This is a genomic window from Spirillospora sp. NPDC047418 (genome assembly GCF_040643275.1).
Classification (GTDB): domain Bacteria; phylum Actinomycetota; class Actinomycetes; order Streptosporangiales; family Streptosporangiaceae; genus Spirillospora.
Map to the genome: position 1 here is coordinate 37,759 of NZ_JBEYTW010000016.1, position 12,321 is coordinate 50,079.

General features: G+C 71.7%; 15 protein-coding genes. 12 read left to right on the forward strand and 3 right to left on the reverse strand.

Annotated features, from left to right (window positions below; all coding sequences use genetic code 11):
* Positions 1–69 precede the first annotated feature (69 nt).
* The 6 genes from ABZ806_RS13000 to ABZ806_RS13025 all read left to right on the forward strand — a co-directional run bounded on the left by ABZ806_RS13000 (position 70) and on the right by ABZ806_RS13025 (position 6,275).
* Complete coding sequence (locus ABZ806_RS13000; RefSeq protein ID WP_500217125.1) at positions 70–1,365, forward strand: GH1 family beta-glucosidase; 1,296 nt, start codon at positions 70–72, stop codon at positions 1,363–1,365.
* Between the two features lie 20 nt (positions 1,366–1,385).
* Entirely contained in the window at positions 1,386–1,799 is a 414-nt protein-coding gene (locus ABZ806_RS13005) for a MarR family winged helix-turn-helix transcriptional regulator (protein WP_500217126.1), read from the forward strand.
* A gap of 46 nt (positions 1,800–1,845) precedes the next feature.
* On the forward strand, positions 1,846–3,597 hold the full coding sequence (locus ABZ806_RS13010) for a protein kinase domain-containing protein (RefSeq protein ID WP_500217129.1): 1,752 nt from the start codon (positions 1,846–1,848) through the stop codon (positions 3,595–3,597).
* A gap of 24 nt (positions 3,598–3,621) precedes the next feature.
* Positions 3,622–3,906: a chorismate mutase gene (locus tag ABZ806_RS13015; protein ID WP_500217131.1), complete on the forward strand. Its 285-nt coding sequence runs from the start codon at positions 3,622–3,624 to the stop codon at positions 3,904–3,906.
* 232 nt (positions 3,907–4,138) lie between these two features.
* Positions 4,139–4,615, forward strand: a complete 477-nt coding sequence (locus ABZ806_RS13020; RefSeq protein ID WP_500217132.1) for a hypothetical protein — start codon at positions 4,139–4,141, stop codon at positions 4,613–4,615.
* Positions 4,616–4,745: 130 nt separating this feature from the next.
* Complete coding sequence (locus tag ABZ806_RS13025; RefSeq protein WP_500217134.1) at positions 4,746–6,275, forward strand: serine/threonine-protein kinase; 1,530 nt, start codon at positions 4,746–4,748, stop codon at positions 6,273–6,275.
* 15 nt (positions 6,276–6,290) lie between these two features.
* On the opposite strand, the gene ABZ806_RS13030 is transcribed toward ABZ806_RS13025, so the two are convergent.
* Positions 6,291–7,508, reverse strand: a complete 1,218-nt coding sequence (locus ABZ806_RS13030) for an ROK family transcriptional regulator (protein ID WP_500217136.1) — start codon at positions 7,506–7,508, stop codon at positions 6,291–6,293.
* A 118-nt stretch (positions 7,509–7,626) separates the two neighbouring features.
* Here ABZ806_RS13030 and ABZ806_RS13035 point away from each other — a divergent pair, with 118 nt between their 5' ends.
* The 4 genes from ABZ806_RS13035 (at position 7,627) to ABZ806_RS13050 (ending at position 9,891) form a co-directional block, all read left to right on the forward strand.
* The gene (locus tag ABZ806_RS13035) at positions 7,627–7,824 is read left to right on the forward strand and encodes a hypothetical protein (protein WP_500217138.1); all 198 of its coding nucleotides are present in this window, start codon (positions 7,627–7,629) and stop codon (positions 7,822–7,824) included.
* 80 nt (positions 7,825–7,904) lie between these two features.
* On the forward strand, positions 7,905–8,552 hold the full coding sequence (locus ABZ806_RS13040; protein ID WP_500217140.1) for a GNAT family N-acetyltransferase: 648 nt from the start codon (positions 7,905–7,907) through the stop codon (positions 8,550–8,552).
* Positions 8,552–9,304 (forward strand): class I SAM-dependent methyltransferase, encoded by a 753-nt coding sequence (locus ABZ806_RS13045; RefSeq protein WP_500217142.1) that lies wholly within the window; start codon positions 8,552–8,554, stop codon positions 9,302–9,304. The genes ABZ806_RS13040 and ABZ806_RS13045 overlap by 1 nt, the downstream gene beginning before the upstream one ends.
* Before the next feature lie 44 nt (positions 9,305–9,348).
* The gene (locus ABZ806_RS13050) at positions 9,349–9,891 is read left to right on the forward strand and encodes a YdeI/OmpD-associated family protein (protein ID WP_500217144.1); all 543 of its coding nucleotides are present in this window, start codon (positions 9,349–9,351) and stop codon (positions 9,889–9,891) included.
* Between the two features lie 71 nt (positions 9,892–9,962).
* Here ABZ806_RS13050 and ABZ806_RS13055 read toward each other — a convergent pair whose 3' ends face one another.
* Both ABZ806_RS13055 and ABZ806_RS13060 read right to left on the reverse strand, forming a co-directional pair.
* Positions 9,963–10,250, reverse strand: coding sequence for a GntR family transcriptional regulator (locus ABZ806_RS13055; RefSeq protein ID WP_500217146.1), 288 nt, complete (start codon positions 10,248–10,250; stop codon positions 9,963–9,965).
* A 108-nt stretch (positions 10,251–10,358) separates the two neighbouring features.
* Positions 10,359–10,613 (reverse strand): GntR family transcriptional regulator, encoded by a 255-nt coding sequence (locus ABZ806_RS13060; protein ID WP_500217149.1) that lies wholly within the window; start codon positions 10,611–10,613, stop codon positions 10,359–10,361.
* A 176-nt stretch (positions 10,614–10,789) separates the two neighbouring features.
* On the opposite strand from ABZ806_RS13060, the gene ABZ806_RS13065 reads away from it, so the two are divergent.
* Together ABZ806_RS13065 and ABZ806_RS13070 are read left to right on the forward strand one after the other, a co-directional pair.
* Entirely contained in the window at positions 10,790–11,062 is a 273-nt protein-coding gene (locus tag ABZ806_RS13065; protein ID WP_500217152.1) for a hypothetical protein, read from the forward strand.
* Between the two features lie 120 nt (positions 11,063–11,182).
* The gene (locus tag ABZ806_RS13070; RefSeq protein WP_500217154.1) at positions 11,183–12,313 is read left to right on the forward strand and encodes a DUF4241 domain-containing protein; all 1,131 of its coding nucleotides are present in this window, start codon (positions 11,183–11,185) and stop codon (positions 12,311–12,313) included.
* Positions 12,314–12,321: the final 8 nt, after the last annotated feature.

Below are 12,321 nucleotides of genomic sequence, written 5' to 3' on the forward strand. Positions count from 1 at the left end.
GCACCACCCCGGCACTAATATCCGAAAGCTATTCGCATTTTCGCCGGGCATGGGGGAGGGAGAGCTGCGTTGGGGCTTCCGGAGGGCTTCCGATGGGGCGTCGCCACCGCCGCCTACCAGATCGAGGGCGCGGTGGACGAGGACGGGCGGGGGCCGTCCACCTGGGACACCTTCGCGCACACGCCCGGACGCGTCCGGGACGGCCACACCGGCGACATCGCCTGCGACCACTACCACCGGTGGCCGGAGGACGTCGCGCTGATGTCGGGCCTCGGCGCCGGCGCCTACCGGTTCTCGATCGCGTGGCCGCGCGTCCAGCCGTCCGGGAGCGGCCCGGTCAACCCCGAGGGCCTCGACTTCTACGACCGGCTCGTCGACGGGCTGCTCGCCGCCGGGATCTCCCCCGCCGCCACCCTCTACCACTGGGACCTCCCGCAGCCGCTCGAAGACGCCGGCGGCTGGCTGGAACGTGACACCGCCTACCGGTTCGCCGAATTCTCCTACCTGGCGGCCGAGCGGCTCGCCGACCGCGTCGACATGTGGATAACCCTGAACGAGCCCGTGGTCGTCACGGCCTACGGCTACGCGTTCGGCGTCTACGCGCCCGGCAAGGCCCTCGGGCTGGACGCGCTCCCCACCGCGCACCACCAGCTCCTCGGCCACGGCCTCGCCGTCAACGCCCTGCGCAGCCGCAACGCCCGCGCCGTCGGGCTGACGAACCACTACTCCCCGGCATGGGCCGCGACGCCCGAAGACCAGCCCGCCGCCGACGCCTTCGACGCGTTCATGAACCGGCTGTTCACCGACCCGGTGCTGCTCGGCCGCTACCCCGACCTGATGGCGGACGCGCCGTACATCCGTTCCGCGGACATGTCGGTCATCGCGTCGCCCATCGACTTCCTGGGCGTGAACTACTACAACCCGACGCGGCTGGCGACGCCGTCCGAGGGTCCGCTGCCCTTCGACATCGTCGACATCACCGAGTACCCGACCACCGGGATGGGCTGGCCGATCGTCCCCGACGCCTTCCTGTCGCTGCTCCGCACGCTCGACACCAGGTACGACCTGCCGCCGCTCTACATCACCGAGAACGGATGCTCGTTCCCGGACGAGATCGGCCCGGACGGCACGGTGGACGACTCGTCCCGCATCGAGTTCATGGACGCCCACATCAAGGCCATGCGCACGGCCATCGACGAGGGCATCGACATCCGCGGCTACTTCGCGTGGTCGCTCCTGGACAACTTCGAATGGGCGCAGGGGTACCACCCCCGCTTCGGGCTCGTCCATGTCGACTACGAGACACAGGACCGCACACCCAAGAAGTCCTACGCCTGGTACAGGGACCTCATAGCGTCGTCCTAGCCCGGTTCTAGGCTGGGCTCATGCCCGTCGATGGACAAGTCCTCGGAAGAGCCGTCAAGCAGGCCCAGCACCGCAAGCACCGGATGCTCGACAGCAGGCTCGCCGGTGTCGGCACCACGCTGGCCCAGTGGGACGCGCTGCGGGCGATCAGCCGCACGCCGGGGGCGTCCGCGCGGGCGCTGGCCGCGGAGACGTTCCAGAGCGAGCAGGCGTTCGGGACGCTCGCCGGGCGGCTGGCCGCCCAGAACCTGATCGACCGGCGCCCCGGCCGCGGCCGGAGCATCGAGCACCACCTGACGCTCGCCGGCGAGAAGATCCTGGCGGCCGGGCACGCCGTCGCCGACGACGTCCTCGCCGAGATCTTCGCGCCGCTGTCGGAGGAGGAGCGGGCCGCCCTCCTGGACCTGCTGCTCCGCATCGGCCGGCCGGGCTGACGGCCCCGATAGTCTGCTCTCTCCGTTTCGTCGGGGGAGGTCGTGAATGCCGGAGACTCGGCCGCTGCGGGCCAGCGATCCGCGCGAACTGGCCGGGTTCCGGCTGACGGGCCGCATCGGCGAAGGCGCCCAGGGCACCGTCTTCCTGGGCGAATCCGGCACCGGGCAGCGCGTCGCGGTGAAACTCCTGCACGCCGACTTCGGCCGCGATCCGCGGGCGCGCACGGCCTTCGAGCGGGAACTGGCCGCGGCGCGGCGCGTCGCGCCATTCTGCACCGCCCGGATCCTCGCCGCCACCGCCGACGACGACCTCCCGCACATCGTCACCGAGTACGTCGACGGGCCGTCGCTGCGCGACCTGATCGCCGAGCGCGGCACCGCGTCCCCCGACGAGCAGGTCAGGCTCGCGATCGGCACCGCCACGGCGCTGGCCGCGATCCACGAGGCGGGCGTCGTCCACCGCGACTTCAAACCGGCCAACGTGCTGCTCGGCCCGGACGGCCCGAAGGTCATCGACTTCGGCATCGCCCGGCCGCTCGACGCCACCTCCGCCACCCTGACCGGCGCCGTCGGCACGCCCGCCTACATGGCGCCCGAGCAGGTCGCCGGGACGCCCGGCGGCGCGCCGGTGGACATGTTCGCGTGGGCCTGCACGATGGCGTTCGCCGCCAACGGGGCGCCGCCGTTCGGGACCGACTCCGTCCCGGCGATCATGCAGCGGATCCTGTACGGGGAGCCGGAACTGGGCGCGCTGACCGAGCGGCTGCGCGACCTGGTGACGTCCTGCCTGGCCAAGGACCCGGCGGCCCGCCCGGCCGCCACGCAGGTGCTGCAGCGCCTCCTCGGCATCGGCCCGGACGCGAACCTCCTGGCCGAGGGCACCTCCGCCGCAGCCCAGTCCCCCGCCGCTTCCCCTCCGCCGCCCGTCCCGTGGACCCCGCCGGCCCCGGAAACGCCCGCCGGCGCGGGCACGGCGCCCGGTGCGGTGGGGCCGTTCGGTGTGGGGACGCTGCCGGGCGCCGGTGCGCCGGCGGGTGGGCCGCTGCCGCCGCCCGCCGGGTTCCCGTATGCGGGGAGCGCGCCGCCGGCCGGGCGGAGCGGGCGGCCGCTGCTGATCGCCGCCGCGGCGGCGGCCGGGGTGCTGCTCGTGGTGGGCGGACTCGCCACCGCGGTCCTGCTCAGGAACGGCGGCGAGGAGAAGGCCCACGAGCCGGTCGTGCGGACCCAGGCCGCAGCGGCGACGTGCAACTATCCGCCCGCGTCGAGCAAGGACGTCAAATTCGTCGGGACGCCGCCGGTCCGCGTTTCGGACGCGCAGCCGACCAAGGCCACCATCACGACCAACCTCGGCACGCTGGAGCTCACGCTTGACGCCGCAGCGGCTCCCTGCACGGTGAACTCGCTGGCGTTCCTCGTGAGCAAGAACTTCTACGACGGCTCGTCCTGCCACCGCTTGACGACGAACCCCACCTTGAAGGTCCTGCAGTGCGGCGACCCGACCGGCACCGGGAAGGGAGGCCCGTCCTACGTGTTCGCCAACGAGAACACGTCCGGCGCGTCCTATGCCAGGGGCACGGTGGCGATGGCCAACGCGGGGCCGAACACCAACGGCAGCCAGTTCTTCATCCTCTACGACGACGCGCCGGACCTTCCGGCCGACTATCCGGTGTTCGGGAAGGTGACGTCCGGCATGGACATCATCGACCGGGTCGCCAAGAGCGGCACGGAGGGCGGCGCCGACGACGGCCCGCCGAAGCAGCGGATCACCATCACCCAGGTCAGCACCTCGGCGGCATAACCCCCATCGTGGGATGATCAGCACATGGAATCGCTCGACGAGGTACGCGCCCGGATCGACCGCATCGACGGCGAACTCGTCCGGCTGCTCGCCGAGCGGCAGGGCCTGGTGCGCTCCGCCGCCGCCTTCAAGGCCGACGAGCGGGCCGTCCGCGCCCCCGACCGGGTGGAGCGGGTCGTCGCGCTGGCGCGGCAGCGCGCGGCGGACGCCGGCCTGGCGCCCGAGGTCGCCGAGGCGGTGTGGCGCTCGATGATCGCCGCCTTCATCGACCTGGAACTGGCGGAACACGCGGCTGAACACTCCTCCTGACGCGGCGGAACGGGCGCTCGCACAGGCGGTCGAGGACCTCTACGCGGCGTTCGCGGACGTCCCGCGTCCGGCCGGCCTGCCCGGCTGCCCCTGCTGCGTCCGCCCGGACGAGGGCCGGCCGCTGCTCCAGCGCCCCCTGCGCGGCCTGGACGCCGACGACCTCCGCCACTACGCGGCGGCGGCGCTGAACACGTGGGCCGGTCCGGAGGAGTTCCGCTACTTCGCGCCGCGCGTGCTGGAGCTGGCCGCTGACAGCGCCTTCCTGTTCCCGGACACGGAGATCGTCTTCGGCAAGCTCGCCCAGGCCGGATGGCGCGACTGGCCGCAACGCGACGCCCTCGCCGCGTTCCTGGGCGCCTACTGGACCCGTGCCCTGTCCTGCTATTCCGGCGTGTGCACGGAGCTCTGCGCACTCGCCGCCGCCGACGCCGACATGGCGCCCTACCTGGAGGAATGGGGACACCTGACGTCCGAGCGCTCCCTCCACAACCTGCACGAGTTCGTCAGCGGCGAACTGGCGTGGCGTCGCGGCCGTCCGCGTCTGCTCAACGCCTTCTGGGACGTCTCGTCCCGCCCGTACCGGCAGGTCGTCGGATGGCTGACCGGCGGGGCCGCCGGCGCGGCGGTCAGCGCGGCCTTCGCCCGGACGGACGACGAGGCGGCGCTGCGGCTGCTCGCCGAGATCGACGCGCTGATCAGTCCCAGCTGAGCCCGGCGGGCTCCTGGATGCGGTTTCTGCGTCTCATGACCTACCGGGGGCCGAGCCCGTCCGTTTTAATTTGAAGATCATTCGGGCCGGGGCGGACGGGTCCGGATACAACGGAAGAGCGGGGCATCGCGTGGACGATCTGCGACCTGGGGATCCTCGGACGATCGGCCGATACGCGCTCTCGGCCCGGCTCGGCGCGGGCGGAATGGGGCAGGTGTTCCTCGGCTCGTCCCCCGGCGGCCGGCCGGTGGCGGTGAAAGTCGTCCATCCGGGATTGGCCGCCGACGCCGAGTTCCGGCGGCGTTTCAAACGCGAGGTGGAGGCGGCGCGCCAGGTCGGCGGGTTCCACACCGCTCCCGTCGTGGACGCCGATCCGGACGCGGACGTCCCGTGGCTGGTCACCGCCTATGTGCCGGGGCCTTCGCTGGCCTCCGCGATCGCCGAGCACGGGCCCTTACCGCTGGAATCGGCCCTCGTGCTGGGCGCCGGATTGGCGGAGGCGCTCGAGGCCATTCACAGTGTCGGCGTCGTGCATCGCGACCTCAAGCCGTCCAATGTGCTGCTCGCGGCCGACGGCCCGCGCGTCATCGATTTCGGCATCGCCCGCGCCGTCGACGCGTCCGGAGTCACCGCCCACGCCGGAACGCCCGGTTTCATGGCGCCCGAACTGCTGGCCGAAGGGTCCGTCACCCCGGCCTGCGACGTGTTCGCCCTCGGCACCGTCCTCGCCTATGTCGTGGGAGTACGGCCTTTCGGGGAAGGGCCGTCGGAAGCGCTGACCTACCGCGTCGTCCACAAGGAACCCGTGCTGGACGGCCTGCCCGCCCCGCTGCGCGAAATCGTCGAGCGCTGTCTCGCCAAGGATCCGGCGGCACGGCCGACGCCGACGGAATTGCTGGAGGTTCTGTCCCGCGCCGGGCGGAACAGTGCATGGCTTCCGCAGCCCGTCCAGGACATGCTGACCCGGTATTCGGCCCCTGGAACCGGGCCCGGCGGCCTCGGAACCGGCCCTCGGCCGGACGATTCCGGGTGGACGCTGGCCGCACCGGAGCCGCTCGAACCCGGTAGCGTCCAGCAGCCCGGCCCGCCCTTTTCTCAGCAACTTCCGCCCATCGTCTTCAAGGGCAGCGTCACGCCCGTGGCATTCGCGCTCGTGGGCCATTCCCTCCGCCTCCTCCTGGGGCTCGCGATCGGCCTGCTCGGAATCGTCAGCGTGGTCAACTCGGGGGGATCGCCCGGCGGCCTCATGGTCGTGCTGTTCTACGTGTGCCTCTTCGCGATCACCTACTGGCTCGTGCGCGGGCCGATCGTGTGGACGGTCCCGCTCGTCCGGGAACTGCTGAAACCGTCCGAGATGGAGGTCGGCCAGAACGGCATCGAGGTGCGGTACGGGGGCCGCCGCGTCCGTTACCCGTGGCATGCGATGGCCCGCGTCGTGGTCCGCCGCGCGGACTCGCCCGCCGGCTGGTCGGTCTGCGTGGCGCCCGCGGCCGGCATCGGCTACCCGCCGCCGCGCGGGCCGCGCACGCCGCTGTGCTACCTGGAGCGGAAGACGGGCTGGATCGTCGTCGTGCCCGTCCACCGGCTCCGGGGTTCGCGCAAGGAGATCGAGGGCGTGCTCATGCGGTACGGCGGCCCGTACTGGGGCGGCAACGCCTGATCCGCCGCGCGTCCGCTACCCGCCGAGGACGCCGACGGGGTCGGCGAGCAGCGCGGCGAAGCCGAGTTCGGCGGCGCCCGCCAGGGTCGCGTCGTAGCCGAGCGCGGCGGTGCGGAGCGCGACCCGCTCGCGGGACACCGGCAGGCCGCGGGTCGTCACCCGCTCGCGGACCAGGGGCGCCGCGCCCCGGTAGACCTCGCTCAGCATGCCGCCGAAGACGACGACGCCCGGGTTGAACAGGTTGATCAGGTTGACGACGCCGAGGCCGAGCCAGCCGCCGACCTGGTCCAGGGCCCTGCGGGCGGCCTCGTCTCCGCCCTCCGCCGCCGCGACGACCGCCCGGACGCCGTCCCGCCCGTGCGGGCCGCCGGCGCGTCCGGCCGCCTCCAGCAGGGCCGGTTCGCCGACCTCCGCCTCCAGGCAGCCGCGCGAACCGCAGTTGCAGGGACGGCCGTCGTAGGGGTTGACGATCATGTGGCCGAGTTCGGCGGCGTAGCCCTCGTCGCCGTCCAGCAGCCGGCCGCCGACGATGATGCCGCCGCCGACCCCGACGTCCCCGTGCAGGTAGATGACGTTCCGGTGGCCGGCGCCCGCACCGCGGACGTGCTCGGCCAGCGCGCCCAGGTGCGCCTCGTTGCCGACGGCCACGGGCAGGCCCAGGCCGAGCCGCCGGCCGAGCTCCGGCCCGACATCGAGGTCGGTCCAGCCCATGGTGGGGGCCAGCCGCACCTTCCCGTCGACGGCCCGGATCATGCCGCAGTACGACACGCCGACGCCCACGCAGTCCGCCTCCGGGGGCGCGGTCGCGACGAGGTCGGCGCCGAATCCGGCGAGGACGTCGACCACTTCGTCCAGGTCGTCCCGCCCCCGTCGGCGCGACGCCTCCCGGCGCTCCAGTATCCGGCCGCCGAGCCCGACCCTGGCGGCGGCGACCCGGTCCACCGCGACGTCGAACGCCAGCACGTACGCCCGGCCGCTCTCGGCGCGGACGACCAGTGACGGGCGGCCCGCCCGTCCCGTCCCCGCCGACGGCTCCTCCCGCACCAGGCCCTCGGCGGCGAGCTTGGCGATCAGCGTCAGGATCGTGCTCCGGTTGACGCCCATCCGGTCGGCGAGTTCGGTGCGCAGCACCGCCCCGTCCCGGTGCACCTCCCGCAGGACGGCCCCGAGGTTGCGCCGCCGCGCCGAAGGCGAAACCTGCCGCGCAGGGCCCGAGACGAGAGAGGACGACATGTTTCCCAAGCTACCCAAGAGGCATCCAGGTGCCGAGTCCCGCCAACCGGATTAGAACCGCGCCCGCGCGTCGTTGACAATGATGAAACCCCCTCCCGACCAGGACGGATGTAGATCGATGGCCTTGCGACGACCGTCCTTCCTCCCGTCGCTGGACGACCTCGAACAGCAGGCCGAGGCCCGCTCCACGCAGCGCGGCCGTCCCGGCTCGCACTTCGACCACCCCACGGCGAAGTACGTCTTCATCGCCGTCCTGGTCGTCACCGTCATCGCGCACGTCGTCGGCGGCATCATCTTCGTCGTCATCGGCTTCTGAGGAACCCCGTCTTCGCTAGCCCGCCGAGGTCGGGCAAAAACAGGATGCCGCGGCACGCAGGGAGACGGCAGTCTGAGGAGATGCCGACCGAACACTTTCCACTGCTCGGGCTGCGGCTGCGGACCCCGCGCCTGGAGTTGCGGCTGCCGTCCCCCGAAGAACTCGGCGCTCTCGCAAGCGTTGCGGCGCAGGGCGTCCACGCACCCGGCACGATGCCGTTCATGGTCCCGTGGACGGACCGCCCTCCCGGCGAAGTCGCCCGGGGAGTCGTCCAGCACCACTGGCTGACACTCGGCCAATGGACACCGGACGACTGGCAGCTGAACCTCACCGTGCTCCACGCCGGTGAGGTAGTCGGCCAGCAGGACCTCCGCGCCCACGACCTGGCCGTTCTCCGCCAGGTGGGCACCGGTTCATGGCTCGGCCTGCGCCATCACGGGAAGGGCATCGGCAGCGAGATGAGAGCCGCCGTCCTGCACCTGGCATTCACCGGACTCGGCGCCGACGAGGCCGTTTCCAGGGCGTTCGCCGACAGCCGCGCCTCACTCGCGGTGTCGCGCAAACTCGGCTACCAGGACAACGGCACCGCACGCCGCGTCGTCCGAGGCGCCATGACCATCGAGCACCGGATGCGCCTCACACGCGCGCAGTGGGAAAAGCACGCCACCACACCGGTCACCATCAAAGGTCTCGCCCCGTGCCTGCCCATGTTCGGCGTGGCCACCTGATGGAACGCACCTTCGATGATCTGGTGGACGAGGCCGAATCCGCGTCCGTCGACGGCTGGGACTTCTCCTGGCTCGACGGCCGCGCGACCGAACAGCGCCCGTCTTGGGGATACCAACGCCTGATGAGCGACCGGCTGGCGACGGCGAACGCGGCCCTCGACATCGAGACCGGCGGCGGCGAAGTACTGGCCGGCGCACCGCGATTCCCACCGACCATGGCCGCCACCGAATCCTGGCCACCGAACATCGCCAAGGCCACACGCCTCCTCCACCCCCGAGGCGCGGTCGTGGTAGCCGACACCGGCGAACTCCCCTTCGCCGACGAGGCGTTCGACCTGGTGGTCAGCAGGCACCCGGCGACCGTCCGCTGGACGGAGATCGCCCGCGTCCTCACCCCCGGCGGAACCTACCTCGCCCAGCACGTCGGCCCCGCAAGCGTCTTCGAGCTGACGGAGTACTTCCTGGGCCCCCAACCAGAAGCCCGCCGGCACCGCCACCCAGACCTGGAAAGCGCCGAAGCCCGCAAGGCGGGCCTCCAGGTCACCGACCTCCGCCCAGAACGCCTGCGCATGGAGTTCCACGACATAGGCGCGGTCATCTACTTCCTACGCAAGGTGATCTGGATCGTCCCAGACTTCACCGTCCCGAAGTACCGCACCCACCTCCGCGCCCTACACGACCAGATCCAGCACGAGGGCCCCTTCACAGCCCACTCGACCCGCACCCTGATCGAAGCCCGCAAACCGTCCTGAGGCCGTGCGACCCTTGGACCATTCGCCGAGCATGGGGGCCGCTGATGTTGCACTTCCGGGACGCCGCCGAGTGGGACGCGTGGCTGGCCGAGCACCACGGCACCGAGGACGGCGCCTGGCTGAAGATCGCCAAGAAGGGCGCACCCGTCGCGTGCATCACCATCGGGGACGCGGGTGAGGTGGCGCTGTGCCACGGCTGGATCGACAGCCAGCGCAAGGGCTACGACGAGCACTCCTACCTGCAGCGCTACTCGCGGCGCCGCACAGGCAGCCCCTGGTCGCGGATCAACGTCGAGCGCGCGGAGGCGCTGATCGCCGCGGGCCGGATGCGTCCGTCCGGCATGGCGGAGATCGACGCCGCCCGCGCGGACGGCCGCTGGGCCGCCGCCTACGCCGGCCAGCGCGACGCCGCCGTCCCACCCGACCTCGCCGCCGCCCTCGCCGCCCACCCGCAGGCCGCCGCCCGCTTCGAGGAACTGGGCAAAACCGACCGCTACCTGCTCATCCTCCCGCTCCTCAAGGCCCGAACCCCCGCCACCCGCACAGCCCGCCTGAACAAGGCGATCACCACACTCCTAACCCCCTGACCACCCGCGCGCCCAACAACTACGCGCTGCCAGCGGGCGGTACGGCACGACGGACGCGCCGGACGGTCGAACTACTCGCGGGGCGGCGCGCCTTCTTGCGGTTGCTCACTTGTGGGGCGCTGTTCAACGTCCGGCGCGACGTAGGTCGCCTTACCGACCACGGCGACGGTCAGGCCCTTCTGGCGCAGGAGGCGCAGCGCGGTCTCGGCCGTTCGCATCCCGACACCGGCATCGTCCGCGATCTCTCTCGCAGACGGAATGCGCTGCCCCGGCCGCAGCCTGCCCGCGCGCATCTCCGCCTCGATCGTCTCGGCGATGACGAGATAAGCGGCCCGCGGCTGGTCCAGATCGAACTCCAACATTTCCATAGCACCGGGGAGCGTAGTGCCGCGCCACGACGATCTCGGCATCTGGCGTGAATCACCACGCCGGTCGAGGCCGCACCGGGCAGAGGCGGCCGTCGACGACTACGCGTTGTCGGCGGGCGGTACCGCGATGACGAAGGTGCCGCGTCCCCGCGTCGCGCGCGTAAGCCCTTCGCGCCGGAGGACGCGGACGGCCGCCTCCGCCGTCGTCTGTGACACCCGGAATTCATCTGCGATGTCCCGAACACTCGGAATGCGGCGCCCGACCGGGTATGTCCCAGCCACGATGCGTTTGCGGAGAACGCCCGCCACCTGCTCGAAGAGCGGTTCCGGCCCGTCAAGGTCGATCTCTCCCACGCAAGACACGCTATGACTGCCCAGAACATGGCAGGACAGAGGATTGTTAGGGACGTCTAAAGACACTAAGGGACACTTAGGGTTACAGTTGGTAGCCGAGAGAGCACAGCGGCCCGCCCGGCGTTCGCAGCGCCGGACGGGCCTACGGAGACCGACTTCGAAGGAGTCGATGCCCGATGGAGAACGAGACTACGGCGCGCGCGTCGCGGCGGTGGGACGCGGTGGAATTCGACGCGGACGGGAAGCACTGGACGGCCCGCTTGGCGCTGCGCCTGTCGGCCCGTGAGGTTGCGGCGGGGCTGGAGGCTGCCGTGTACGGGCCGGACGCGGACGCGTGCGTCAGGGAGACCGTCCGGCAAGACCGGCTGTGGGCCGAGTTCCCGTTGCGGACGCAGGACCGCGACGCAGCACGCAGGCGGCTGCACTACCTCGCGGGAGGCGCGCTATGACGCTGCTCGCCGCGCTGCTGGGCATGCCGGGCGTGGCCCTGCTGACATGGACCGCCACCACGTACGTCGCGACCCGGCGGTACAGCTACGTCGGCAAGCACCGCGCGACCTGGTGACGGCGTGCGGAGCCCGTGGGCCTCGCGGCTTGATCGTTCGGTCCATAATGTCGCGATGACGACCGTTTCGGAGATCGCTCTGGGCTCGATCACCTGTCCGTCCGGGGAACTGGTCATCGTGGACACCGGGTACCTGGGGCTGTGGTCGGGCGATGCGTCGCCCGTCATGGACGAGGCCGTGCTCGTCGGAATGTTCGATCCGGAGGTGCGCGACAGCATCCGTGCGGCGGCCGATTTCGCCGTCATCGGACCGGACGCCGAAGCGGCCGCCCGGACGTTCGACCGGCAGCCCGGTAGGTGGCTCTACGACCTCCCCGGGCATGGGATCGAGAAGCTCACCGCCGCCTTCGACCAGCACTGCCGGGAGCACGACCTGGACGCCGGCCTCCAGCGTGAGGGGGCGCGGGTGCCGCATCGGGAGCGTGCCGGGCGTTGCGTGAGGGACGGGGGGCAGGGCTTTCTCATGCACGGGATTCCGGTCGTGGCCATTGGCGGTCTGCCTACCGGCCAGGAGATCGGCGTAACCGCGGTCGGCCGGGATTTCGGTCGGATCGGCACGCGCTGGGAATCGGTCTCGATCAACCTCGGGTCGGGCGAGCCCAGTTCGTCCCGGCTACTCGGTCATGTCGGAGTGGACGCGGCGCGGCTGAGCCTCGCGGACGCCGACGCGTTGGCGGCGTGGTGGCACGAGGAGCCGATCGACGGCATGGCGGACGTGGCGTTCTGGGGGTACTCCGTCCACGCCGCGTCCGACCACTTCGGCGCCCTGCCCCTGCCCGCGCCGGGGGAGGACGTGGCTTACGGCTGGACGGATCTGCCCGTCGGAGAAGCCGTCGACCGTGCCATCGCCCTGCAGGAATGGCTGGACGCCGACGCCGAGCGACGCCTGGCCGTCGACTTCCGGCCGCATTCCCACCATTGGCAGGTGATGGCGCAGGTCCGGGCCACGGAGCACGAGGCCGGGACGATCGAGGTCGGCGCTGCCCGGACGATGTGCTTCATGACCGGGTGGGGCGACGGCTTCTTCCCCGTCTATGCCGACCACGATGCCGACGGGCATCTGATACGGGTCCGGATCGTCCTTGGTGACGAGGAGCGCCAGCGTCGCTTGGAAGCCATGTACGACCGCTTCTGATCAGCCAG